The sequence below is a fragment of the Streptomyces sp. NPDC059534 genome, from assembly GCF_042743475.1.
In the GTDB taxonomy this organism is placed as follows: Bacteria; Actinomycetota; Actinomycetes; order Streptomycetales; family Streptomycetaceae; genus Streptomyces.
In genome coordinates, this window is the sequence record NZ_JBHWAQ010000002.1 from 301,821 (window position 1) to 325,025 (window position 23,205).

23 protein-coding genes and 1 riboswitch are annotated in these 23,205 nt (G+C 72.0%); of the genes, 11 read left to right on the forward strand and 12 right to left on the reverse strand.

Going from position 1 to position 23,205, the window contains the following annotated elements; translation table 11 throughout:
- Positions 1-65: 65 nt before the first annotated feature.
- Complete coding sequence (locus ACFVZH_RS03675; protein WP_367826672.1) at positions 66-1,007, forward strand: ROK family glucokinase; 942 nt, start codon at positions 66-68, stop codon at positions 1,005-1,007.
- Positions 1,008-1,084: 77 nt separating this feature from the next.
- Positions 1,085-1,831: an endonuclease/exonuclease/phosphatase family protein gene (locus tag ACFVZH_RS03680; protein WP_384892581.1), complete on the forward strand. Its 747-nt coding sequence runs from the start codon at positions 1,085-1,087 to the stop codon at positions 1,829-1,831.
- A gap of 52 nt (positions 1,832-1,883) precedes the next feature.
- On the opposite strand, the gene ACFVZH_RS03685 is transcribed toward ACFVZH_RS03680, so the two are convergent.
- Positions 1,884-2,609: a hypothetical protein gene (locus ACFVZH_RS03685; RefSeq protein WP_384892584.1), complete on the reverse strand. Its 726-nt coding sequence runs from the start codon at positions 2,607-2,609 to the stop codon at positions 1,884-1,886.
- The gene (locus ACFVZH_RS03690; RefSeq protein WP_384892587.1) at positions 2,602-3,384 is read right to left on the reverse strand and encodes an alpha/beta hydrolase; all 783 of its coding nucleotides are present in this window, start codon (positions 3,382-3,384) and stop codon (positions 2,602-2,604) included. The genes ACFVZH_RS03685 and ACFVZH_RS03690 overlap by 8 nt, the downstream gene beginning before the upstream one ends.
- A 173-nt stretch (positions 3,385-3,557) precedes the next feature.
- Between ACFVZH_RS03690 and ACFVZH_RS03695 the strand changes: the two genes are divergently transcribed.
- The 4 genes from ACFVZH_RS03695 (at position 3,558) to ACFVZH_RS03710 (ending at position 7,329) form a co-directional block, all read left to right on the forward strand.
- Entirely contained in the window at positions 3,558-4,304 is a 747-nt protein-coding gene (locus tag ACFVZH_RS03695) for a lysophospholipid acyltransferase family protein (RefSeq protein WP_384892590.1), read from the forward strand.
- A 55-nt stretch (positions 4,305-4,359) separates the two neighbouring features.
- Positions 4,360-5,571: a MacS family sensor histidine kinase gene (gene macS, locus ACFVZH_RS03700; protein WP_384892593.1), complete on the forward strand. Its 1,212-nt coding sequence runs from the start codon at positions 4,360-4,362 to the stop codon at positions 5,569-5,571.
- A 32-nt stretch (positions 5,572-5,603) separates the two neighbouring features.
- Positions 5,604-6,251, forward strand: coding sequence for a response regulator (locus ACFVZH_RS03705; protein WP_384892932.1), 648 nt, complete (start codon positions 5,604-5,606; stop codon positions 6,249-6,251).
- A 79-nt stretch (positions 6,252-6,330) separates the two neighbouring features.
- Positions 6,331-7,329 carry a 2-hydroxyacid dehydrogenase gene (locus tag ACFVZH_RS03710; RefSeq protein WP_384892596.1) on the forward strand — a complete coding sequence of 333 codons (999 nt, stop codon included), beginning with the start codon at positions 6,331-6,333 and terminating at the stop codon, positions 7,327-7,329.
- A gap of 13 nt (positions 7,330-7,342) precedes the next feature.
- Here the strand turns inward: ACFVZH_RS03710 and ACFVZH_RS03715 are convergent, their stop codons facing one another.
- The 3 genes from ACFVZH_RS03715 to ACFVZH_RS03725 form a co-directional block, all read right to left on the reverse strand.
- Entirely contained in the window at positions 7,343-9,214 is a 1,872-nt protein-coding gene (locus ACFVZH_RS03715; protein WP_384892599.1) for an anthranilate synthase family protein, read from the reverse strand.
- Between the two features lie 100 nt (positions 9,215-9,314).
- The gene (locus ACFVZH_RS03720) at positions 9,315-9,371 is read right to left on the reverse strand and encodes a trp operon leader peptide (protein WP_071892416.1); all 57 of its coding nucleotides are present in this window, start codon (positions 9,369-9,371) and stop codon (positions 9,315-9,317) included.
- Between the two features lie 82 nt (positions 9,372-9,453).
- Positions 9,454-12,228, reverse strand: coding sequence for an N-acetylmuramoyl-L-alanine amidase (locus tag ACFVZH_RS03725; RefSeq protein WP_384892602.1), 2,775 nt, complete (start codon positions 12,226-12,228; stop codon positions 9,454-9,456).
- Positions 12,229-12,382: 154 nt separating this feature from the next.
- Here ACFVZH_RS03725 and ACFVZH_RS03730 point away from each other — a divergent pair, with 154 nt between their 5' ends.
- On the forward strand, positions 12,383-13,735 hold the full coding sequence (locus ACFVZH_RS03730; RefSeq protein WP_384892605.1) for a class II 3-deoxy-7-phosphoheptulonate synthase: 1,353 nt from the start codon (positions 12,383-12,385) through the stop codon (positions 13,733-13,735).
- A gap of 122 nt (positions 13,736-13,857) precedes the next feature.
- Complete coding sequence (locus ACFVZH_RS03735) at positions 13,858-14,112, forward strand: bacterioferritin-associated ferredoxin (RefSeq protein ID WP_384892607.1); 255 nt, start codon at positions 13,858-13,860, stop codon at positions 14,110-14,112.
- A gap of 13 nt (positions 14,113-14,125) precedes the next feature.
- Here ACFVZH_RS03735 and bfr read toward each other — a convergent pair whose 3' ends face one another.
- Positions 14,126-14,602, reverse strand: coding sequence for a bacterioferritin (gene bfr / locus ACFVZH_RS03740; protein ID WP_053640484.1), 477 nt, complete (start codon positions 14,600-14,602; stop codon positions 14,126-14,128).
- Positions 14,603-14,783: 181 nt separating this feature from the next.
- Here bfr and ACFVZH_RS03745 point away from each other — a divergent pair, with 181 nt between their 5' ends.
- Positions 14,784-15,428: a sulfite oxidase-like oxidoreductase gene (locus tag ACFVZH_RS03745; protein ID WP_384892610.1), complete on the forward strand. Its 645-nt coding sequence runs from the start codon at positions 14,784-14,786 to the stop codon at positions 15,426-15,428.
- Between the two features lie 29 nt (positions 15,429-15,457).
- Here ACFVZH_RS03745 and ACFVZH_RS03750 read toward each other — a convergent pair whose 3' ends face one another.
- The 6 genes from ACFVZH_RS03750 to thiO all read right to left on the reverse strand — a co-directional run bounded on the left by ACFVZH_RS03750 (position 15,458) and on the right by thiO (position 21,236).
- On the reverse strand, positions 15,458-16,072 hold the full coding sequence (locus ACFVZH_RS03750; protein WP_384892613.1) for a DUF4396 domain-containing protein: 615 nt from the start codon (positions 16,070-16,072) through the stop codon (positions 15,458-15,460).
- Positions 16,073-16,157: 85 nt separating this feature from the next.
- Entirely contained in the window at positions 16,158-17,009 is an 852-nt protein-coding gene (locus tag ACFVZH_RS03755) for a deoxyribonuclease IV (protein ID WP_384892616.1), read from the reverse strand.
- Positions 17,010-17,015: 6 nt separating this feature from the next.
- Positions 17,016-18,914 carry a Stk1 family PASTA domain-containing Ser/Thr kinase gene (gene pknB, locus ACFVZH_RS03760; RefSeq protein ID WP_384892619.1) on the reverse strand — a complete coding sequence of 633 codons (1,899 nt, stop codon included), beginning with the start codon at positions 18,912-18,914 and terminating at the stop codon, positions 17,016-17,018.
- Between the two features lie 125 nt (positions 18,915-19,039).
- On the reverse strand, positions 19,040-19,834 hold the full coding sequence (locus ACFVZH_RS03765; protein WP_384892622.1) for a thiazole synthase: 795 nt from the start codon (positions 19,832-19,834) through the stop codon (positions 19,040-19,042).
- A gap of 5 nt (positions 19,835-19,839) precedes the next feature.
- Positions 19,840-20,040: a sulfur carrier protein ThiS gene (gene thiS / locus ACFVZH_RS03770; protein WP_384892625.1), complete on the reverse strand. Its 201-nt coding sequence runs from the start codon at positions 20,038-20,040 to the stop codon at positions 19,840-19,842.
- Entirely contained in the window at positions 20,037-21,236 is a 1,200-nt protein-coding gene (thiO, locus tag ACFVZH_RS03775; protein WP_384892629.1) for a glycine oxidase ThiO, read from the reverse strand. The genes thiS and thiO overlap by 4 nt, the downstream gene beginning before the upstream one ends.
- Positions 21,234-21,346: riboswitch (TPP riboswitch) on the reverse strand. It overlaps the preceding gene by 3 nt.
- Positions 21,347-21,428: 82 nt before the next feature.
- Here thiO and ACFVZH_RS03780 point away from each other — a divergent pair.
- Together ACFVZH_RS03780 and ACFVZH_RS03785 are read left to right on the forward strand one after the other, a co-directional pair.
- Entirely contained in the window at positions 21,429-22,643 is a 1,215-nt protein-coding gene (locus tag ACFVZH_RS03780) for an NAD(P)/FAD-dependent oxidoreductase (RefSeq protein ID WP_384892632.1), read from the forward strand.
- Between the two features lie 43 nt (positions 22,644-22,686).
- The gene (locus ACFVZH_RS03785; RefSeq protein ID WP_384892635.1) at positions 22,687-23,052 is read left to right on the forward strand and encodes an Rv2175c family DNA-binding protein; all 366 of its coding nucleotides are present in this window, start codon (positions 22,687-22,689) and stop codon (positions 23,050-23,052) included.
- Positions 23,053-23,205 lie beyond the last annotated feature (153 nt).

A 23,205-nucleotide genomic window follows, 5' to 3' on the forward strand; every position in this document is an offset into this window, starting at 1 on the left:
CAGTACGCACCTTCCCCTCGGGTACGGTGGGCCTTAGCGGGGCTCGACCGAAAACTGAGGGACACATGGGACTCACCATCGGCGTCGACATCGGCGGCACGAAGATCGCGGCCGGCGTGGTCGACGAGGACGGCAAGATCCTCGACACGCACAAGGTGCCCACCCCGCCGACCCCCGAGGGGATCGTCGACGCCATCAGCGCGGCCGTCTCCGAGGCCGGCAAGGGCCACTCGATCGAGGCCGTCGGCATCGGTGCCGCCGGCTACGTCGACGACAAGCGTGCCACCGTCCTCTTCGCGCCGAACATCGACTGGCGGCACGAGCCGCTCAAGGACAAGGTCGAGCAGCGGGTCGGCCTCCCCGTCGTCGTCGAGAACGACGCCAACGCCGCGGCCTGGGGCGAGTACCGCTTCGGCGCCGGCCAGGGCCACGAGGACGTCATCTGCATCACCCTCGGCACCGGCCTCGGCGGCGGCATCATCATCGGCAACAAGCTGCGCCGCGGACGCTTCGGCGTGGCCGCCGAGTTCGGCCACATCCGGGTCGTCCCGGACGGCCTGCTGTGCGGCTGCGGCAGCCAGGGCTGCTGGGAGCAGTACGCCTCCGGACGCGCGCTCGTCCGGTACGCGAAGCAGCGCGCCAACGCCACCCCGGAGCGGGCGGAGATCCTGCTCGGCCTCGGTGACGGCACCCCGGAGGGCATCGAGGGCAAGCACGTCAGCCAGGCCGCCCGCGCCGGCGACCCGGTCGCCGTCGACTCCTTCCGCGAGCTGGCCCGCTGGGCGGGCGCAGGTCTCGCCGACCTCGCCTCGCTCTTCGACCCCTCGGCCTTCATCGTCGGCGGCGGCGTCTCGGACGAGGGCGACCTCGTCCTCGACCCGATCCGCAAGTCCTTCCGGCGCTGGCTGATCGGCGGCCAGTGGCGTCCGCACGCCCAGGTCCTCGCCGCCCAGCTCGGCAACAAGGCCGGCCTCGTCGGCGCGGCGGACCTGGCCCGCCAGGGCTGACCACCGTACGAAGGCATCCGCCGACCGCCCGCCGCGTCCTCCCGGACCCGGCGGGCGGTCGGCGTATGTTGCCGGTCATGGCGATCAGCGAGCTGCCCAACTCCCGGACCGAGGAAGACGGTTCGGCCGTCCTCCGGGTCATGAGCTACAACGTCCGCTCGATGCGCGACGACGTGGACGCCCTCGCCCGGGTCGTCCGGGCCTGCGCCCCGGACGTCGTCTTCGTGCAGGAGGCCCCGCGCTTCTTCCGCTGGCGCAAACACGCCGCCCGGCTCGCGGCCCGGAGCGAGCTCGTCTTCCTGAGCGGCGGCGCCCCCGCGGCCGGGCCGCTGCTGCTCTGCTCCCTGCGGGCCACCGTCGAACGCACCGAGGACGTGCTGCTGCCGCTCACCCCCGGCCTCCACCGCCGCGGCCTGGCGACCGCCGTGGTCCGCTTCGCGGGCGCCCGCGTCGGGCTGATCAGCTGCCACCTGAGCCTGCGGAAGGACGAGCGGTACGCCCAGGCCGGGATGGTCCTCGACCGGGTCGCCGCCCTGGGCACCCCGTACACCCTGGTCGCCGGCGACCTCAACGAACGCCCCGGCGGCCCCGCCTTCACCCGGCTGACCGGGACGCTCCGGGACGGCTGGGAGGCGGCGCCCTGGGGCGGCGAGTACACCTCGACCCCCGTCGATCCACACCAGCGGATCGACGCGGTCCTCGCGACCCCGGGCGTCGAGTTCCTCGGCTGCGGCGTCCCCCCGCACCTCGACCCGGCGGACCTGCGGGCCGCCACCGATCACCTGCCGGTGCTGGCGGCGGTCCGCGTCCCCGCGACCCGCTGAGCACCGCCGGCGCCGGGGCGGGTCCCAAGGCGCCGGGAGGACGGCGAGGGTCCTACACGACCGCCCCGCGGCCCGGGTCGTCGAAGCCGTCGTCATCGTCGTCGTCGTGCTTCATGCGCCCCACCAGGGTGGCGAAGCCGCCCAGGAAGCCGCCGATGCACAGCGTCGTCAGCCACCAGGTCATGTCCCACTGGAGCAGGACGGCCACCAGCATGAGGACCGGGCCGCCGACCACCGCGAGCCAGGCGAACCGGGTCGTCACGTCCGCCTCGGGCAGCGGCGGCGGCTCCGGCGGCACGAAGTGCCCCTCGTCGGAACCGCCCGGGCCGTCGTCCGGCTCGGCGGGCGCGTAGTCCCGGGGCCCGGCGGGCCGCACCCCGGGCGCGAAGACGATCGAGCTGCCCAGCGCGGGCCGCTCGGGACCCGCCTCCGGCTCCTCGTCCTCGTCCGTGCCGGACTCCCCGGAGGCGTCCGGCCGCGGCTCGGGGGCCACCGGCCTCGGCTTCCAGGGCGTGCCCTCGCCGACCGTCGGCGCCGGCTTCCGGGTCTCCCCGGCGGCCGCGTCCCCCTCGTCGTCCCCCTCGTCGTCCCCCTCGCCGTCCCCGTCGGCGGCCTCGTCCTCGGGCTCCGGCAGCTCCAGGTTCTCTATCGGCCGGAACGGCCTCGCCCCCGGCGGGTCCGCGGGCTCCTTGCCGTAGCCGGCGACGATCGCGGCCCAGGCCGCCTCCTCGTCGATGGGCTGCGGCTCCCGCTCGCCGCCGTCCTGCTGCTCAGCCACCGCTCCTGCTCCCCTTTCCGTCGACCAGCCCCGGGGCGAGACGCTCGACGAAGGCCAGGCTCTCGTCGAAGATCCGCTCCGCGTCATGGTCCAACGTCGCTACGTGGTAGCTCTGTTCCAGCAGGATCTCCCGGACGTCCGTCGAGGAGATACGGGAGAGGATCCGGGCCGAGTCGACGGGCGGCACGACATGGTCCTGGGGACTGTGCAGCAGCACCACCGGCTGCGTGACCTGCGGGAGCTCCCCGTCCACGGTCCTGAAGAACTCACGCAGGGAGTGCGCCGCGTGGAGCGGCACCCGGTCGTAGCCGACCTCGGCCACGCCCTCCTTGGCGATGTCGCTCGCGATGCCCTTGGTCGAGGGGACCAGGTGGCGGACCACCGGCAGCGCGTGCGCCGCCAGACCGTGCACCTTGTTGCCCGGGTTGACCAGGACGATGCCCCGCACCGCGTCCCCGTACTTGGCGGCGAGCCGCAGGGTCAGCGCCCCGCCCATGGAGAGGCCGAAGACGAAGACGGTCGTGCACCGCTCCAGGAGCTCGCGCAGCGCCCGGTCGACCTCCGCGTACCAGTCGTGCCAGGTGGTGAGCTGCATGTCCTCCCAGCGGGTTCCGTGGCCGGGCAGCAGCGGCACCGACACGGTCAGGCCGCGCTCGGCCAGATACTCGGCCCACGGGCGCATCGACTGCGGGGAACCGGTGAATCCGTGACAGAGAAGGACGCCGACCTCTCCGCCGTCATGGCGGTACGGCTCGGCTCCGGGAAGGACCGGCACCGGGGTCTCCTGTTCGGTTGCGACTCCGGCGTCCTCGGGTGGGCCGGAGCGACGGAAAATGGGGAAGGACCTTCACGGTACGCGACCGCACCGACACCGACCAGGGCCGTAGCGAGGGGCGTGCTCGGGTACGGGATAAAGTCGGGGCGACGGCACACGGAAGGCATGGCGAGTTGATCTACGGCGCAATGAAGTTCTCCCTCGGAGGGTCCCTGAAGCTTGCCTTCCGGCCCTGGGTGGAGGGGCTGGAGAACATTCCCGCCGAAGGTCCGGCGATCCTGGCGAGCAACCACCTGTCGTTCTCCGACTCCTTCTTCCTGCCCGCGGTCCTGGACCGCAAGGTCACCTTCATCGCGAAGGCCGAGTACTTCACGACGCCCGGTGTGAAGGGCAAGCTCACCGCGGCCTTCTTCAAGGGCGTCGGCCAGCTCCCGGTGGACCGTTCGGGTGCCCGCGGCGCGGGCGAGGCGGCCATCAAGGCCGGTATCGAGGTCATCGAGGGCGGCGGGCTCTTCGGCATCTACCCGGAGGGCACCCGTTCGCCCGACGGGCGCCTCTACCGGGGCAAGCCCGGCGGCCTGGCCCGGGTCGCCCTGGCCACCGGCGCGCCGGTGATCCCGGTCGCCATGATCGACACCGAGAAGATCCAGCCGCCCGGCAAGGTCGTCCCCAAGCTGATGCGTCCGGGCATCCGGATCGGCAAGCCGCTGGACTTCACCCGCTACCAGGGCATGGAGGGGGACCGCTTCATCCTCCGCTCGGTGACCGACGAGGTCATGTACGAGATCATGAAGCTGTCCGGCCAGGAGTACGTCGACATCTACGCGACCGCCGCCAAGCGGCAGATCGCGGACGCGGAGAAGGCGGCCAAGGAGGCCGTCAAGGCCGAGATCGCGGCCCGCCAGGAGTCCGGCGCGTAAGCGCTCGCAAGGGTCGTAGGCGGTCCCGCGGGGGACCCGCCCGGGGGTGGGGGAGATGGCCAAGCGCGAGCGTGTCGTGCGCATGTCGGTCGAGCAGCCGTTGTGGCGGGCGCTGACCGGATACCGCGTCCTGACGATGGTGTACGCGGTCCTGCTGTTCGCCTTCGGCCGGGAACGGTACGAGCGGCCCTGGATCGCCGTCTGCTATCTCGCGGTGATGTGCGTCTGGACCCTCGCCACCCTGCCCAGGGTGGCGAACGCGGCCAGCTGTACCAAGCGCTTCCTCGGCGCCGACCTCACCGTCGCCGTCGTCGGCATCCTGCTCACCCCGCTCGCCGACGCCCAGGCCCAGTCGGTCGACGGCCCCACCCTGCCGTCGATATGGACCGCCGGCTCCGTCCTCGCCTACGCGATCAAGGGCGGCTGGCGCTGGGCCGGATTCGCCTCCTCCCTCGTCGCCGTCGCCAACATCGTCGAACGCGGCCACCCCAGCCGGGACACCCTCCACAACGTGCTCCTCGTCTGGGTGGCCTCCATCGCCATCGGCTACGTCGTCGAGGTCGCCCGCGCCTCCGAGCGGACCCTCGCCCGCGCCCTGGAGATCGAGGCCGCGACCCGGGAGCGGGAGCGGCTCGCCCGGGACATCCACGACAGCGTCCTCCAGGTCCTCGCCATGGTGCAGCGGCGCGGCACGGCCCTGGGCGGCGAGGCCGCCGAACTCGGCCGGATGGCCGGGGAGCAGGAGGTCGCGCTCCGCACCCTCGTCGCGGGCGGTCTCGCCCGGCCCAGCCTGGTCTCCGAGGACGAGTCCGAGGGAGCGGTGGTCCGGGTCGTCGAGGTGGACGAGGAGACCGGCGACGACAGCCCCGCCGATCTGCGTCTGCTGCTCGCCCCGCGCGCCGGGGCCCGCGTCACCCTCTCCGAGCCGGGCGCACCGGTCCTGCTGCCGGCGCCCGCGGCCCGGGAGCTGGCCGCCGCCGTCGGCGCCGCCCTGGACAATGTGCGGGTGCACGCGGGCGAGGACGCCCGCGCCTGGATCCTGGTCGAGGACTGGCCGGACGAGGTGATCGTCACCGTCCGGGACGACGGACCGGGCATCCCGGAAGGCCGTCTCACGCAGGCGGAGGGCGAGGGCCGGATGGGGGTCGCCCTCTCCATCCGGGGCAGACTGCGGGATCTGGGCGGCACGGCCGAGCTGATCTCGGTCCCGGGCCAGGGCACGGAAGTCGAGTTGAAGGTTCCACGGGGGAAGGCAGGGGAGAAGTGAGCGAGCAGCAGGCCGAGCGCCGGATCAAGGTGATGGTCGTCGACGACCATCCGATGTGGCGGGACGCGGTCGCGCGCGACCTCGCCGAGGCGGGGTTCGACGTGGTCGCCACGGCGGGCGACGGTGAGCAGGCCGTGCGCCGGGCCACGGCGACGGGGCCGGACGTCCTGGTCCTGGACCTGAACCTGCCGGTCAAGCCGGGCGTCCAGGTCTGCAAGGAGCTGGTCGGCGCCCAGCCGGCGCTGCGGGTCCTCGTCCTCTCGGCGAGCGGCGAGCACGCCGACGTCCTGGAGGCGGTGAAGTCCGGAGCCACCGGCTACCTCCTCAAGTCGGCGAGTACGGAGGAGCTGACCGACGCCGTGCGGCGGACGGCCGTCGGCGACCCCGTCTTCACCCCCGGTCTGGCCGGTCTGGTCCTGGGCGAGTACCGCCGCCTCGCCTCCGAGCCCGCCCCGGCGGCCGGCGCGGACGAGCCGAAGGCGCCGCAGCTGACCGAGCGCGAGACGGAGGTCCTGCGTCTCGTCGCCAAGGGGCTGAGCTACAAGCAGATCGCCGAGCGCCTGGTGATCTCGCACCGCACGGTGCAGAACCACGTCCAGAACACCCTGGGCAAGCTCCAGCTGCACAACCGGGTGGAGCTCGTGCGGTACGCCATCGAGCGCGGTCTCGACGACGTGTGAGACGGCCGGGCCGGGCGACGGGCCGTATATTCGCGATATCGGCGCATATGCGGCCCATTGCGATGGTGAGGGGAATCCCGTGGAAATCCTGGCATTCGGTGTGCAGGCGGACGAGAAACCCCTCATGGAGAAGGCGTTCGAGGGGCACCACGACATCCGCTGCCTGGACGTCTTCCTCACCGAGGACACCGCCCCCATCGCCGCCGGCTACGAGATCATCTCCACCAGCGTCAACGCCAGCCTCGACCACCGGGTCCTGCAGACCCTCGCCGCCGGCGGCACCCAGATGATCGCCCAGCGCTCCACGGGCTTCAACAACATCGACCTGGAGGTCGCCGAACGCCTCGGCCTCACCGTCGCCCGGGTCTCGTACTACTCGCCGTACTCCGTCGCCGAGTTCGCCTGGACCCTCGCGATGGCCGTCAACCGCCGGATCGTCCGCGCCTCCAACCGCACCCGCGACTTCGACTTCCGCCTCGACGGACTGATGGGCCGCGACCTGCGCGGCCGTACCGTCGGCGTCGTCGGCACCGGCAAGATCGGCGAGGCGTTCACCCGGATCGCCCACGGCTTCGGCATGGATCTGCTCGGCTGGGACGTCGCCGAGAACCCCGCCTGCACCGCGCTCGGCATGAAGTACGTCGAGAAGGAGCGTCTCTTCGCCGAGGCCGACCTCATCAGCCTCCACGTGCCGCTGCTCCCGGCGACCCATCACCTCATCGACGCCACCGCCCTCAAGGCGATGAAGGGCGACGCGATCCTGGTGAACTCCAGCCGCGGCGGACTCGTCGACACCGAGGCCCTGGTCGCCGAGCTCCGGGCCGGCCGCTTCACCGGCGTCGGCCTGGACGTCTACGAGGCGGAGGCCGGGCTCTTCTTCCTCGACCGGTCCCTGGAGGTCGTCGAGGACGACACCCTGGCCCGCCTGGTCACCTTCCCGAACGTCGTCGTCACCTCGCACCAGGCGTACTACACCGTCGACGCGGTCGGCCAGATCATCGCCACCACGGTCCAGAACGTCCTCGACTACACCGCCGGACGGCGCAGCGAGAACGTCCTGGTCCCCAGGACCGCCTAGAGAGCGACGCCGGTCAGACCAGCACCCCGGCGAGCAGCGAGGCGGTCAGCGCGGCGCCGTCCAGGGTCAGGACCGACTCCGGGTGGAACTGGACGCCCGCGAAGCCCGGCCCTCGCAGGGCGTGCACCTCACCCGTCCCCGCGTCCCGGCTCACCTCGATCCGGTGCAGGGCCAGTTCCGTCGCCGCCCGGTCGTCGCAGCGGGCGGTGAAGCTGTTGTAGAAGCCGACGGTCCGCTCCTGCCCGAAGAGGTCGATCCGCAGCTGGGCCCCCTGGAAGGGGGTCTGCTTCCGGACGATCTCCAGGCCCAGTTCGGCGGCGATCAGCTCGTGCCCGAGGCAGACCCCGAGCAGCCCGTGCCGGTGGTCCCGCACCAGCTCGGCCGTCAGACCCCGCAGGAAGCGCATCTTCGGGTCGGCGGCGTCCGAGGGGTTCCCGGGCCCGGGTCCGAGGACGACGGGCCCCTCGTGGGCCAGGGCCAGCTCCCGCAGCCCCGGCTCGTCGTAGCGGAGCACCGACACCCCGAGGCCCGAGGAGCGCAGCACGTGCGCCAGCATCGCCGTGAAGGTGTCCTCGGCGTCGATCACCAGGGCGTGCCCGGACAGCTCCGCCGACCGCACCTGCATCTTCAGCCAGAACGGCGCGAGGTCCGCCCGGCGCGCGTCAAGCGCGGCCCGCACGCGGGGGTCGTCGGCGAGCCGGGGCGGCACCGGCGCGGCGGCGTCGACCGGGCGCCCCTCCCGGACGCCGAGCGCGGTGAGGACCCCCGCCGCCTTGGCGTGGGTCTCGGCGACCTCGCCCGCCGGGTCCGAGTGGCGCACCAGGGTCGCGCCGACGGGGACCCGCAGGCGTCCGTCGGACGCGATGTCGGCGGTACGGATCAGGATGGGGGAGTCCAGTGTCTGGGCGCCGCTCTCGTCCGTGCCGAGCAGGGCGAGCGCGCCCGCGTAGTAGCCGCGCCCGCCGGTCTCGTGACGCTCGATCACCCGGCAGGCGTTCTGCACCGGCGAGCCGGTCACGGTCGCCGCGAACATCGTCTCGCGCAGCACCTCCCGCACGTCCAGGGAGGAACGGCCCCGCAGCTCGTACTCGGTGTGCGCGAGGTGGGCCATCTCCTTCAGGCGCGGGCCGATCACCACCCCGCCCCGGTCGCCGACCGTGCACATCATCTTCAGCTCCTCGTCCACCACCATGGAGAGCTCCTCGGTCTCCTTCCGGTCGGCGAGGAAGGCGAGGAGGCCGTCGGCGGTCGGGGCGGCGCCGGCCGGGTAGCGGTAGGTGCCGCTGATCGGGTTCATCACGACGGTCCCGCCCGACATCCGCACGTGCACCTCGGGGCTCGCCCCCACGAGCGTCCGGTCGCCGGTGTGGACGACGAACGTCCAGTACGCCCCCCGCTCGCCCGCGAGCAGCCGGCGGAACAGGGCCAGCGCGTCGGCCCGCCCGAAGCCCGGGATCTCCCCGGTGTAGGTGCGCCGGATGACGAAGTTCGCGCCTTCGCCCGAGCCGATCTCCTCGTCGATGACCCGGCGCACGGTCCCGGCGTACTCCTCGTCGGAGACGTCGAACCGGCCGTCCTCGACCCTCACGTCGTGCGCGGGCAGCCGTTCGAGGGCCTCGGCGAGCGGCAGTTCGTACGACTCCTCGGCGACGAGCACCGAGAGCGGGGTGCCGTCGTCCCGCACGTCGAAGCCGCGCTCCCGGATCTGCCGGAAGGGCACGAGGGCGAGCGTCGGCAGCGGGCCCACCGGCAGCTCCGCGAGGCGCTCGGCCTCGTGGACCGGGCCGATCAGCACCTCGACGGTGTCCTGATCACGGCCCGGGGTGCGCCGGCGCAGCAGGGCGAAGGGAGGGCAGGAGTCGTCGAGGAGACGGGAGAGGTCCATGGGGTGCGTCGTTCCTTCCGGTGGAGCGCGGAGAGGAACGGCCCGGGTACGAGAAAGGCCGCCCCTCGGGGCGGCCTGTGTGCGTGAGGTGTACGCGCGATCAGTGGGCCGCCGGATGAGCGGTCCACCACCAGTTCTGGATCTGAGGCGCGAACATGCGAGCACTGTAACCCAGCCGGGAACGGAAAGGGGCCCGGTCCGCACCGTGGACGGTGCGAGCCGGGCCCCCGAGAGCCTGACTAGAAGATCATGTTGTAGATCTGCCAGCCGCCGCCGACCTTCACCCGGGGGGTGAAGAGCGTGCTCGTGCCCGTGCCCGGGAACGTCCACAGCACACCCGAGGAGTCGCGGGTGGTCAGGTCGACCCGGCCGTCGCGGGTCAGGTCGCTCGGACCGACGATCGCGTTGTGGACCTGCCAGCCGTTGCTGATCTTCGCCCGGGGGGAGAAGAGCGTGCCGGTGCCGGTGCCCTTGAAGATCCACATGGCGCCGGAGGTCTCCCGCGCCATCACGTCGGGCTTGCCGTCACCGGTCAGGTCGCCGGTGCCGATCACCTCGTTGTAGATGTTCCAGCCCGCGCTGACCTTCACCCGCGGGGCGAACGGCGTCGCCGGCGTGCCGGTGCCCTTGAACAGCCACAGCACGCCCGACTTCTCCCGCGCCAGCAGGTCGGCCTTGCCGTCGCCGGTGATGTCGCGCACGCCCGAGATACGGTCGTAGATCTGCCAGCCGCCGCTCACCTTGATGCGCGGCTTCCACGGCATCGACGGGTTCCCGCTGCCCGGGAAGTACCAGGTGACACCGGTGGTGTCCCGCGCCAGCAGGTCACCCGTGCCGTCCGCCTTCAGCGCCGTCATCGGCGTCACCACGTTGTACGTGTTCCACCCGGCGCTGATCCGGTACCGCGTCAGGAACGGCGCCGAGACACTGCCCGTGCCCTGGTACTGCCACAGGACACCGGAGGTGTCACGGGCGAGCAGGTTGTAGCGGTTGCTCGTGGCGACCGGGGCGGCGCCGGGCGCCTCCACGATGTCGCTCTGCTTCACCCAGGTGATCTTGTGGTGGAAGCGGATCGGCACGAACAGCGTGCTGCCGACCACGTTCTTCTGAGCGCTGCCGAACCAGTCGTCGCCCTTCACCGCCGGGCCAGCCTTCACGTACGCCTGGTCGGAGGAGAAGGTGAACTTCGACAGCGGGTTGTTCTCGTCGCCCGGCGCGGACAGCCCGGCGGCGGTGTACGCGGCGGTCTCAGGGAAGGAGCGGCCGAAGACCTTCGTCGAGGCGAGCCCCGACTTGAGCTGCACCTTCGTGGCGCCGTTCACGGGCGCGGTGTACTGGCCGCCCGGGTTGTAGAACCAAGCCTTCTCTCCCGCGTACCAGATGGCCGTCCAGTCGTTGCGGGCCTCGGCGACCACGTACAGGCCGCCGGCGCGGACCTTGTTGCCGTAGTTCGAGCCCTCGGTCGCGCCCGAGGTGAAGTACGGGTCCTTCAGCGTCGTCGCGCTCGTCGAGGGCGACGTGTACAGGTAGCCGAAGTTGGATGGACGCGCCGCGACAGCGGTGCCGCCGGTGGTCAGCTTCGGCTGGTTCGCCGTGGTGAAGGGGGGCACCACACGGACGACCTGGCCGGCCTGGAGCAGGCCGCCCGCGCCCTTGTCGCCCTGGGGGGCGCCCAGGAGCGACATGTAGTAGTTCCAGTCCCAGTACGGGCCGGCGTCCCAGTGGAGGTTCGCGACGTTGCCGTCCGTCTGGAGCGCCACCTCGTCGTGGCCGATGATGTGCTCACGGTCGATCGGCACGCCGTACTTGGTCGCCAGGAACTTCACCAGCTCCGCGGAGGAGCGATACTGGGACTCGGTGTACCAGCTGCCCTCCTTGATGGCGTAACCCTCGTGCTCCACGCCGATGGCGTGCATGTTGTGGGTCCAGTTGCCCGCGTGCCACGCCAGGTTCTTGTTCTCGAGCATCTGGGTGACCAGGCCGTCCTGCGCCCGGATCAGGTAGTGGGCGCTGCCCGCACCGTTCGGGTCGGTGAGCACCTTGAGCGAGCCGTCGTAGCCGCCCTCGGTGTCGTGGATGACGATCTGGCGGATGTCCAGGCCCTGGTTGGGGCGGTCACCGGCGGTGTAGTTCTTCTTCCCCGTGGCGTTGGGGACGCTCAGCTTGAGGTCGCAGTTCAGACCGGCGGGGCAGTCGGGGAGCGTGGTGTCCGTCGTGCTCGCGAAAGTCGCGGCCAGCGGCACGTTCGCCGGCTTGACCGGCTCGACCGACGGATCGGCCGACAGTGCGACCTGCTCGCCGTCGAGGGTGAGCTCCCGCTCGCCCGTCTTGATCGACTCGAAGACGCGCTTCGCGAAGAGGTCGGCGCCCTTCTTCTCGGGGGACTGGCTGTAGCGCGCCACGGCCGGGTACCACTCGCCCGGGTCCTCCGACAGCTCGGCGCCCGCCTGCTTCTGGTAGTCGGCGAGCAGCGCCGCGCCGGCCCGGATGGAGGCGGAGGTGTCGTTCTGGACGGCCTCGGTGGAACTGTCGATCAGCTCGGCGGCCTTGTCCAGGGTGTGGAGCCGGGGGTCGTCGGTGTCGACGATCGCCTTCTCCAGGATGCTCCGGACCTTCGCGCGGTCGAAGGTCTTCTCGACCTCCGGCCGGCCGGAGCCGTTGAAGTGCTCGATCTGCTCGTCGGTGACCTGCTGCTCCACGTCCTCCGGGTCGACCTTCGTCAGACCCATGACGTTGTACGCGCCGGTCGTGCTCGGGTCGCCGTCGTGCGACTCCCACCGGGTCTGCTGGTACGAGACCGCCATCAGCACGCTCTGGGGCACGTCGAACTCGCGCGCCGCGTTTGCGAACTGCGACTGGAGGGAAGGATCACCCCCGGTCGCGTCGTCGCCCACGCCGAGGAGGCCCGGCGAGGCGACCGCGAGCGTGCCGATCGTGGCGGTGGCGACGACGGCTGCCGCCGCTCCGTACAAGAGTCGTTTCTTCTTGCGGTCCCTGCGGTGCCTCTGGGTCACGCCCACCCCTGTGGTTCGACTGTGTTCTTGTGAAACGGGCCAGAGGGTAACACCACTCGAAGGCGTGAACGTCACCGGGTGACATTTCGGGCACGCGTCTCAGCCATTGGGCAGACGGACAGGAGTGGACGAAGAACCCCGTAATGTGGTGCGCGTGACCGTGAACGCTGAATCCCACGCCGTCGCCAAGGCGACCTGGCGAGACCTGCCCGCGGCGCAGCAGCCCGAGTACCCCGATGCCGAGGCTCTGCGCGATGTGATCGCGGACCTCGAGTCGTATCCTCCGCTCGTCTTCGCCGGCGAGTGCGACCAGCTGCGCGCCCGGATGGGAGCCGTCGCCCGTGGCGAGGCGTTCCTGCTCCAGGGCGGCGACTGCGCCGAGGCATTCGACGCCGTGTCCGCCGACCACATCAGGGCCAAGCTCAAGACGCTGCTCCAGATGAGCGCCGTCCTCACCTACGCGGCCTCCGTGCCCGTGGTGAAGGTCGGCCGTATCGCCGGGCAGTACTCGAAGCCCCGCTCCAAGGGCACCGAGACCCGTGACGGCGTGACCCTGCCGACGTACCGCGGCGACTCGGTCAACGGCTTCGACTTCGACGAGAAGTCCCGTATCCCGGACCCCGAGCGCCTGAAGCGGATGTACAACGCCTCCGCCTCCACGCTCAACCTGGTGCGCGCCTTCACCACCGGTGGCTACGCCGACCTGCGCCAGGTGCACGCCTGGAACCAGGACTTCGTGAAGTCGTCCCCCTCGGGTCAGCGCTACGAGGCGCTCGCCCGCGAGATCGACAACGCGCTGAACTTCATGAAGGCGTGCGGCACCGACCCGGCCGAGTTCAAGGCCGTCGAGTTCTACGCCTCCCACGAGGCGCTGCTGCTCGACTACGAGGGCGCCCTGACCCGTACGGACTCGCGCACCGGCAAGCTGTACGACACCTCCGGCCACATGGTCTGGATCGGTGAGCGCACCCGGCAGCTCGACCACGCGCACATCGAGTTCGCCTCCCGGATCGCGAACCCGATCGGCATCAAGCTGGGCCCGACCACCTCGGTGGACGAGGCGCTGACGTACATCGACCGCCTCGACCCGGACCGCGAGCCGGGCCGGCTGACCTTCATCGTCCGCATGGGCGCCGACAAGGTCCGCGACAAGCTCCCCGAGCTGGTCGAGAAGGTCACCGCGTCCGGTGCGGTCGTGGCCTGGGTCACCGACCCGATGCACGGCAACACCTTCGAGGCCGCCTCCGGCCACAAGACGCGCCGCTTCGACGACGTGCTCGACGAGGTCAAGGGCTTCTTCGAGGTCCACAAGGAGCTCGGCACCCACCCGGGCGGCATCCACGTCGAGCTCACCGGTGACGACGTCACCGAGTGCGTCGGCGGCGGCGACGAGATCTTCGTCGACGACCTGCACCAGCGTTACGAGACGGCCTGCGACCCGCGCCTCAACCGCAGCCAGTCGCTCGACCTGGCGTTCCTGGTGGCGGAGATGTACCGCGATCAGTAAGTAGGTACCTACGACGACGGGGCGCGGATCCATGTGATCCGCGCCCCATCGTCGTATCCAGGGCTTTTGAGGCTCCGGCCCGCCGGGTAAGGTTAGGTAAGCCTTATCGATCTCGGCGGGAGGTGAACCGCGTGTACGTCTGCTCATGCTTCGGTGTCACGGAGAAGCAGGTCAAGGACCACGCCGACGCGGGCGCCTGCACGCCCCGCCAGATCGCCTCCGCCTGCAAGGCCGGCACGGACTGCGGTTCCTGCGTCCGTCGCATTCAGGCCATTCTCGGGCGCGGCAACTGCCCGCGACGGGAGCTCCTGGACCAGGGCATGCCCGCCCTGGGCGCCGAGAGTGAGACCGTCGCGGAGCTCGGGGAAGCCGCGTAGCGAGCCCTCGCGGCTAGCTCGGCTGCTCGATCAGCGTCGAGATGTACAGCGCCTCGCCCAGGGACTCGATCAGCTCCAGCTGGGTGTCCAGGTAGTCGATGTGGTGCTCCTCGTCGGCGAGGATCTCCTCGAAGAGGTTGGCGGACGTGACGTCCCCCTTGGCGCGCATGACCTCGATCCCGCGCCGGAGCCGGTCGATCGCCTCCACCTCGACCTGGCGGTCCGCCTGGAACATCTCGGTGAGCGTCTGGCCGACGCGCACATGGAAGAGCCGCTGGTAGTTGGGCAGGCCGTCGAGCATCAGGATGCGCTCGGTCAGCTTGTCCGCGTGCTTCATCTCGTCGATGGACTCTTCGCGCGTGTACTTGGCGAGCTTCGTCCAGCCCTTGTTGTCCTGGATGCGGTAGTGCAGCCAGTACTGGTTGATGGCCGTCAGCTCGCCGGTCAGCTGCTCGTTGAGGAACTCGAGGACCTCGGGGTCGCCCTGCATCGCAGAGGCTCCTTCCACCACGCTGTGTGTATATGCCGTCACTGGGCAGGATGGGCCGCATCCTCGCACCCCGAATGGGGGGCGTCCAGTAAGTGCAGGCTTAGTCTGAGTTGCCCCAATCGCATCGCGGGCGCGGTCGGCTGGTCATGACCACCCCTCGCCGTCTGTCACCATGGATGACATGGTTCAGCCGGAGAGCGGAGTACACCGGGAAGCGGGGCAGCCGGATCGTTCGCCGGACCTTCCGCCGGGCCAGCGGCTCCAGCGCGGCTGGCCGGTGACCCATTACGGGCCCGTACCCAAGTTCAAGCCGGACCGCTGGGAGTTCCGCGTCTTCGGGGCGACGGCCGACGGCGACAAGCGCTGCTGGAACCACGAGGCGTTCTCGGCGCTCCCGTTCTCCACGGTCGTGGCCGATCTGCACTGCGTCACGAAGTTCAGCATGATCGGATCCGAATGGGGCGGCATCGCCGCCCGCACGGTCCTGGAACTCGCCCCGCCCGCGCCCTCGGTCACCCATGTGATGGTCTGGGCCGAGTACGGCTACAGCGCCAACATGCGGCTCGCCGACTTCGCCGCCGACGGCACCATCTTCGCCACCCACAAGGACGGGGAGCTGCTCACCGCCGAGCACGGCTTCCCGCTGCGCCTCGTCGTCCCGCACCTGTACGCCTGGAAGGGCCCCAAGTGGGTCCGGGGCGTGGAGTACATGGCGGCCGACCGCCGGGGCTTCTGGGAGGAGCGCGGCTACCACAACCTCGGCGACCCCTGGACGGAGCAGCGCTACTCGTACCAGGAGGAACCGGGAGACGGCCCGGAGCTGTAGGCGCTCCGGACCGTCTCGGGTCGTGTCGTTCAGTGGTGGTACCGGTGGACCACCGCGTGGCCCTTGCCGCGGCCGATCATCCACTTGTTCACCGGAGTGGTGATCACGAAGGCGGCGGCGAGCGCGATGGCGAGCACGATCCAGAAGAGCGGTTCGGTGAGGTGCGCGTCCATGGCGCCCGGCCAGAGGGCGATCACGCCGTTGTCGATGATCTCCATGACCGCGATGGAGAGGGTGTCGGCGGCGAGCGCGACCTTGAAGGCCGTCCTGAAGTCGACGCCGGCGGCCAGGATCCCGCGCAGGGTGAGCGCGTAGCCGAAGAAGAAGGCCAGGATGATCGCCAGGATCATCGTCTGCATGTTGCCCCAGCCGAGCGCGGTGCCGATGATCATGCCCAGGATCTCGCCGATGGCGCAGCCGGTGAGGCAGTGCAGCGTGGCCTTCGCGGCCATGGCCCAGGAGACCGTGCCGTCGCCGTGAGCGGTGTGGTGGCCCTCGTGGTGGCCCTCGTGGTGCGCTGCGCCGTGGCCGGTGTGGTCCTGGACGCCGTGGCTCTCGTGGCCGGTGTGCCCCTCGTGACCCGCGTGGTCGGCGTGACCCGCGTGTTCCGTGTGCGCGGTGTGGTCGTGCGCTTCGTGCTGCATCGGGTGCCCCCCAGGGTCGGGTAGCGGTTCCTGCCGTTACAGGAACCGTATACCCCCCTGGGGTATTCCTCAACGCGAAATCGTGTCAGCCCCTGAGCTTCTTGAGCAGCTCCACGTCCGCCAGGTGCCCCGCCTTGCCGCCGGGGGTCTCGATGATCAGCGGCACGCCGTCGGTCGCCGGGTGGCCCAGGAGGTTCCGGAACCCGTCCTCGCCGATGTGGCCCATGCCGATGTTCGCGTGACGGTCCTTGCGCGCGCCGACCACGTCCTGGGAGTCGTTGGCGTGGATCAGCTTCAGCCGCCCCTCACCCACGGTCCCCACCAGCTGGTCGAGCGTCTGCGTCGCCCCGTGCGGCCCGGTCAGGTCGTGGCCCGCCGCGAAGATGTGGCAGGTGTCGAGGCAGATCCCGAGCTTGGGATGGTGATCGAGGGCGTCGAAGTACGGCCCGAAGTCCTCCGCGCGCGAGCAGAGCGAGAAGCCCTGGCCGGCCGTCGACTCCAGAAGCAGATACGGATCGTCCTCGTGCGTCAGCTCGTCGAGCAGCGGCAGCATCCGCTCCCGCACCTGGGCCAGCGCCACCGCGCGCGGGCGGCCGCCGGTCGCCGAGCCGGTGTGGACCACCACGCCCCGGGCGCCGATCTCCCGGCCCCGCCGCAGCGAGTGCCGCATCGACTCCACCGACTTCTCGACGGTGGCCTCGGTGTGGGAGCCGAAGTTGATCAGATACGGGGCGTGGACCCAGGCCGAGACCGACTCGGCCTCGCACTCGGCCCGGAACCTCTCGTCCTGGGCCGGGTTGCCGACCGGGGTGGCCCAGCCGCGCGGGTTGGCGACGAAGACCTGGACGGTCTCGGCGCCGAGCTCACGGGCGTAGCCGAGGCCGATCGTGGCGAGGCCACCGGCCACGGGGACATGGCCGCCGACGGGATTGCGCATCAGTTCCTACAGTCCCTTGATCGTGATCGTGACGGTGGAGCCCTCGGGGGCGGTCTCGCCGCCCTGCACGGACTGGCCCGACACCGTGTCGCCGAGATAGGGGAAGGACTTCTCGACCTTCACCTCGAAGCCCGCGTCCTCCAGGGCCGCCTTCGCCTCCGCGGTCGTCTCGCCCGTGACGTCCGGGACCTCGACCTGCTTCGGGCCCTTGGAGACGGTGAGGGTGATGCTGTCGCCCTCGGCCGCGCGGCTGCCCTCGGCGAGGGACTGCGCCGCGACGGCGCCCGCCTCCTCGGGGGAGTGCACCCGCTCCGGGGCGACCCGCACGGTGAGCCCGGCCTCCTCCAGCGCCGCCGTCGCGTCGGCGACGGTCTCGCCGGTGACGTCCGGCACGTCGACCGGGGAGCCCTTGCTGACCACCAGGGCGACGGCCGAGTCCGGGGCGCGCTCGGTGCCGGGCTCCGGGTCGGAGCCGATCACGGCACCCTGCGCCACGGAGTCGCTGAACTCCGTCGTGATCACGCCGGGCACCAGGCCCTCCCGCTCCAGGAGGCGTTTGGCCTCCGCGAGCGGCTTGTTCCTGAGGTTGGGCACCTTCACGATCCGGGGGCCGCGCGACAGCGTGAGGGTGACCGGGCCGCTGCCCCGGACGCGTTCGCCGGGCGCCGGGTCCACGGCCGCGACCGTGCCGCGCTCGTAGACGTCGCTGAAGGCCCGCTTGGTCGAGCCGACCTCCAGACCGGCGTCGGCGAGCCGCTGCGTCGCGGCGGCCTCGGTCTGACCGAGGACGGCCGGGACGCGAGTGAACTGGCCGGAATTGATGTACCAGACGCCGGCGCCCAGGCCGAGCGCGAGCAGGACGGCGACCACGGCGAGCAGAGGGCCGCGCGGAGGCAGCCGGCGGGCCGCGGGCGGCTCCGGGACCGGCAGCCGGTTTGTGTGCCGCACCTGCTGCGCGTCGCCCTCGGCCGGCACCGGCCGGGCGATCACACTCGTCCGGTCCTCGGCCGTGTCCCGGGCCTCCGACCGGGCCTGCGGGGGCACGGCGTCGAGCTGGTCCTCGCTCAGCGCGGCACGGGCCTCCCGGAGCAGGGCCAGCAGCGCGACGGCGTCGTGCGGCCGGACGTCGGGGTTCCGGGCGGTGGCGGCCGCGACCAGCTCGTCCAGCTCCAGGGCCAGCCCGGGGACCGCGGCCGACGGGGCGGGCACATCGGTGTTCAGGTGCTGGTAGAGCACCTGGGCGGGGGTGTCGCCGGAGTGCGGCTTGGCACCGGTCAGCATCTCGTACAGCACGACACCGCAGGCGTACACGTCGGCGCGGGTGTCCGCGGTGCCGTGCTCGATCTGCTCCGGCGCCAGGTACGAGACGGTGCCGAGCACCGAGCCGGTGGTCGCGGTCGCCGAACCCACGGCCCGCACCAGACCGAAATCGGCGACCTTCACCCGGCCGTCGTCCCCTATCAGGACGTTCTCCGGCTTCATGTCACGGTGCACGAACCCGGCCCGGTGCGCGGCGCCGAGCGCCGCGAGCACCGGTTCCAGGATGTCCAGCGCCGCGCGGGGCGCCAGGGCGCCGCGCTCGCGCAGCACGTCACGGAGCGTGCAGCCGGCGACGTACTCCATCGCCAGGTAGACGTAGGCGCCCTCGGCGCCCTGGTCGAAGACGCCCACGACGTTCGGGTGCGCCAGCCGCGCCACGGACTTCGCCTCGCGGATGAAACGCTCCACGAACACGGCGTCCGCCGCCAGCGCCGGGTGCATCACCTTGAGCGCGAGCACCCGGTCGAGCCGGGTGTCCACGGCCCGGTAGACCGTGGCCATCCCGCCGACGGCGATGCGCGCCTCGACGCGGTAGCGGCCGTCGAGCAGCCGCCCGACGAGGGGGTCCTGAAGGGTCGTGTCCACGGCGTCGAGTCTACGAGCCGGGCGCGAGCGCCTTGCCCCGCTGCCCCTCACTGCAGCCCACCTGTGACGCATCCCGCCCCACCCCGCCCACCCGGCCAAGGGCGGGGGCCGTACGGGGGTGGGGGTCAGAAGGCGGGGCGTTCGGGGTCCAGGGTGGCGCGGCCGGTGGTGGGGGAGGAGGGGTCGGCGAAGTGGCGGCGGGGGATGCGGCCGGCCCGGTGTGCGAGGCGGCCGGCCTCGACCGCGTGCCGCATGGCGGAGGCCATGAGGACCGGTTCCTGGGCGCGGGTCACCGCGGAGGCCAGCATGACCGCCGCGCAGCCCAGCTCCATGGCCAGCGCCGCGTCCGACGCGGTGCCGGCGCCCGCGTCGAGGATGACGGGGACGCCCGCGCGCTCGGCGATGAGCTGGAAGTTGTGCGGGTTGCGGATGCCGAGGCCGGAGCCGATGGGGGAGCCGAGCGGCATGATGGCCGCGCACCCCACGTCCTCCAGTTTGCGGGCGAGGACGGGGTCGTCGTTGGTGTAGGGGAGGACGGTGAAGCCGTCGTCGACGAGGGTCTCGGCCGCGTCGAGGAGTTCCTCCCCGTCCGGCAGGAGGGTCCGCTCGTCGGCGACGACCTCCAGTTTGATCCAGTCGGTGCCGAGCGCCTCCCGCGCGAGCCGGGCGGTCAGGACGGCCTCTCCGGCGGTGAAGCAGCCCGCCGTGTTGGGCAGGACCCGGATGCCGAGTCGTTCGAGGACGGAGAGGACCGAGCCCTGGACGGTCGGGTCGAGGCGCCGCATGGCGACGGTGGTGAGCTCCGTACCGCTGGCGATCAGGGAGCGTTCGAGCACGTCGAGGCTGGGGGCCCCGCCGGTGCCCATGATCAGGCGGGAGGAGAACTCGGTGCCGCCGAGCCGGAACACGTCGTCGGACATCGCGCTCAGCCTCCCTGCACCGCGGTGAGGACTTCCACCCGGTCGCCGTCGCCGAGCAGGGTCGCCGCCCACTCGCCGCGGGGGACGACCGTCTCGTTGAGGGCGGCGGCGATTCCGGAGCGGGCCGCGGTGAGGGTGGCGACGAGGGCGTCCAGGGAGACGGGGCCGGAGAGCTCGCGGGCCTCTCCGTTCACGGACACGTTCATGCGGGCTGCTCCAGACGTGCGGAGGAGAAACGGCGGGGGGTGAAGGGGCGTGCCTCGTCGGGGAGGGCGCCGGTGGTGAGGACCTCGGCCATGACGTCGCCGGTGACGGGGGTGAGCAGGACCCCGTTGCGGTAGTGGCCGGTGGCGAGGTGGAGGCCGGGCAGGGCGGTGGGCCCGAGCAGCGGGGCGTTGTCCGGCGACGCGGGGCGGAGGCCGGCCCGGGTCTCGGTGAGCGGCAGCTCGGTGAGGCCGGGGACGAGTTCGTGGGCGTCGCGCAGCAGCTCGTACACCCCGCCCGCCGTCACCGTGGTGTCCCAGCCGAGTTCCTCGCTGGTGGCGCCGACGACGAGCTCGCCGTTCTCGCGGGGCACCAGGTAGACGTGGCTGCCGCGGACGACGGCCCGGACGGTCCGGGAGAGGAAGGGGGCGTACGCGGGCGGCACGCGGAGCCGCAGTACCTGCCCTTTCACCGGGCGCACGGGCGGCAGGACGTCGGCGGGGACGCCCGCGAGCCGGCCGCTGAGGCTGCCGGCGGCGAGGACGACCTGGTCGGCCGTCACCTCGTCGCCCCCGGTGAGTACGGCGCCGCGCGCCCGGTCCCGTACGACCGTCAGCCGTTCGGCGAGGGCGCGGTGGAAGACCACGCCGGCCCGTTCGCAGGCGAGGAGGAGCGCGGCGGCGAGCCGGCGCGGGTCGACCTGGTGGTCGCCGTCCACCCGGAGTCCGCCGCGTACCCCGGGGGCGAGCATCGGTTCGAGGCGGCGGCATTCGCGCCCGCTGAGCCACTCGGAGGTGAGTCCGCAGCGGGTCTGGAGGGCGTGGAGTTCGCGGAGGTGGGCGCGGTCGTCGGCGTCGAGGGCGACGGCGAGGGTGCCGCAGGCGCGGTGGCCGACGTCGTGGCCGGGGCCGGTGGCCTCGGCGAGTTCGGCGACGAACGCGGGGTAGCGCTCGGCGGAGGCGAGGTTGAGACCGAGCAGGGTCTCCTCGCCGTAGTGGAGTTCGGTGACGGCGGCGAGCATGCCGGCCGCGACCCGTGCGGCCCCGCCGCCCGGGTCCGGGTCGACGACGGCGGTGCGCAGTCCGCGCTGCGCGGCCCGCCAGGCCGTGACCAGGCCGATGATGCCGCCCCCGACCACGAGGACGTCGGACCCGGAATTGGATGCTCCGTCGCCTCTGAGGACATCGGAAGAACGCATGGGCGTCCAGCCCCTCCCTTCGCCGGCATGACCCGGATCAGGTTCGTACGGTCGGAGGCCGCTCCAGCCTCCCTCTCAGCCCGGTCGTCCGGGCTCCCGCGAGTGCTTTACGCCCGTCAGACTAGCTTCCGCCGTGGAGGGGTCACAGACCCCTCCCTTCCTGATGGTCCGTCAGATACGTAAGGTGGTCGGGTGAGCGAGCAGAAGCAGGCCCAGCAGCGCGTCGTGATCGTGGGTGCGGGGATGGCGGGCGTCCAGACCGCGGTCGCCCTGCGGGAACAGGGCTTCACGGGCCCCGTGACCCTCATCGGGGCCGAACCCCACCAGCCCTACGACCGGCCTCCGCTGTCCAAGGCGATCCTCCTCGGCAAGGCCGAGGACTCGGCCTTCGACGTCGACTTCGAGGAGCTCGGCATCGAACTCCGCCTCGGCCTCGACGTCACCGGCCTGCGCGCCGCCGACCACGAGATCGACACCGAGGCGGGACCGGTCGGGTACGACACCCTGGTGGTCGCCACCGGCGCCCACCCGGTGACCCTGCCCGGCGCCGAGGGCGTCGCGGGCGTCCATCTGCTGCGGACCCTCGACGACGCCGTGCGCCTCGGGCCCGTCCTGGAGCGGCGGCACACCGTCGTGGTCGTCGGTGCCGGCTGGATCGGCGCCGAGTTCGCCACCGCCGCGCGCGAGGCCGGCTGCGCCGTCACCGTCGTCGAGGCGGCCGCCCTCCCCCTCACCGGCGCCCTCCCCGACGAGGTCGCCGCCCCGATGGCCGAGTGGTACGCGGCCAACGGCGCCGAACTCCTCACCCACGCGCGCGTGGACACCGTCGAGCCCGGCCGGGTCGTCCTCGCCGACGGCCGCTCCCTGCCCGCCGACGCCGTCGTCGTCGGCATCGGCGCCCGACCGGCCACCGGCTGGCTCGCCGGCTCCGGCGTCGCCCTGGACCCGAGCGGCGCCGTCACCGCCGACGACCGGCTGCGCACCTCCCTGCCCGACGTGTACGCCGTCGGCGACTGCGCCTCCTTCCCCTCGGCCCGCTACGGCGAGCGGCTCCTCGTCCACCACTGGGACAACGCCCTCCAGGGCCCGCGCACGGTCGCCGCGACGATCGCCGGGGCCGACCCCGGGCCGTACGACCCGGTGCCGTACTTCTGGTCCGAGCAGTTCGGCCGTTTCGTCCAGTACGCGGGGCACCACGCGGGCGCCGACGAGCTGCTGTGGCGCGGCGACCCGGCGGACGAGGCGTGGTCCGTGCTCTGGCTGCGCGACGGCGCCCCGGTGGCCCTCCTCGCCGTCGGCCGACCCCGTGACCTGGCCCAGGGCCGCAAGCTCATCGAGGCGGCCACCCCCGTCGACCCCGCCCGCGCGGCGGACCCGTCCGTCCCCCTGAAGGCGGCAGTCCGGTAGGGCCCGACTACCGGGTGTCAGTCCGGGATGGCAGGCTTGTCCTGTGACCGAGATTGACGTAAAGATCGATGCGCTCGTCCCCGCCTGGCTCTACGTGCCCGACATCGCGGAGATGCTCGATATCGAGGTGACGCGCGTGCGGCAGCTGATCAAGGAAGGTCAGCTCATCGCCGTGCGCCGCGGCCAGAACAACGCCCTGCAGATTCCCGCCGCCTTCATCCAGGACGACAAGATCGTCAAGGGCCTCGTCGGGCTCCTGACCGTGCTGCGGGACGACGGCTTCACCGACGAAGAGATGCTGGAGTGGCTCTTCACTCCGGACGAGAGCCTGCCGGGCACACCCGCGCAGGCGCTCAACGAGAACCGCGGCACGGAGGTGAAGCGCCGCGCCCAGGCGCTCGCCCTCTGACGCCCGCACGCACCGAAGACACCACCAGCGGTGTCGCGGGGGGGGGGGCCCCCCCCGGGCCGCCCCCCCGGCCCCCCCCCCCCAACCGGGGGGCCCCCCCCCCCCCCCCCCCCCCGGGGGGGCGGCCGCCCCCCCCCGCGGCACCGGGGCCCC

Excerpts from the sequence above, each read along its gene's own strand:
- thiO (WP_384892629.1), bottom strand. The coding sequence starts at position 21,236 with ATGCGTTCTTCCGATGTCCTCAGAGGCGACGGAGCATCCAATTCCGGG.
- ACFVZH_RS03755 (WP_384892616.1), bottom strand. The coding sequence starts at position 17,009 with ATGCGCAATCCCGTCGGCGGCCATGTCCCCGTGGCCGGTGGCCTCGCC.
- ACFVZH_RS03675 (WP_367826672.1), top strand. The coding sequence starts at position 66 with ATGGGACTCACCATCGGCGTCGACATCGGCGGCACGAAGATCGCGGCC.
- bfr (WP_053640484.1), bottom strand. The coding sequence starts at position 14,602 with ATGCAGGGCGACCCCGAGGTCCTCGAGTTCCTCAACGAGCAGCTGACC.
- ACFVZH_RS03745 (WP_384892610.1), top strand. The coding sequence starts at position 14,784 with ATGGTTCAGCCGGAGAGCGGAGTACACCGGGAAGCGGGGCAGCCGGAT.
- ACFVZH_RS03705 (WP_384892932.1), top strand. The coding sequence starts at position 5,604 with ATGGTCGTCGACGACCATCCGATGTGGCGGGACGCGGTCGCGCGCGAC.
- thiS (WP_384892625.1), bottom strand. The coding sequence starts at position 20,040 with ATGAACGTGTCCGTGAACGGAGAGGCCCGCGAGCTCTCCGGCCCCGTC.
- ACFVZH_RS03750 (WP_384892613.1), bottom strand. The coding sequence starts at position 16,072 with ATGCAGCACGAAGCGCACGACCACACCGCGCACACGGAACACGCGGGT.
- ACFVZH_RS03680 (WP_384892581.1), top strand. The coding sequence starts at position 1,085 with ATGGCGATCAGCGAGCTGCCCAACTCCCGGACCGAGGAAGACGGTTCG.
- macS (WP_384892593.1), top strand. The coding sequence starts at position 4,360 with ATGGCCAAGCGCGAGCGTGTCGTGCGCATGTCGGTCGAGCAGCCGTTG.
- ACFVZH_RS03765 (WP_384892622.1), bottom strand. The coding sequence starts at position 19,834 with ATGTCCGACGACGTGTTCCGGCTCGGCGGCACCGAGTTCTCCTCCCGC.
- ACFVZH_RS03715 (WP_384892599.1), bottom strand. The coding sequence starts at position 9,214 with ATGGACCTCTCCCGTCTCCTCGACGACTCCTGCCCTCCCTTCGCCCTG.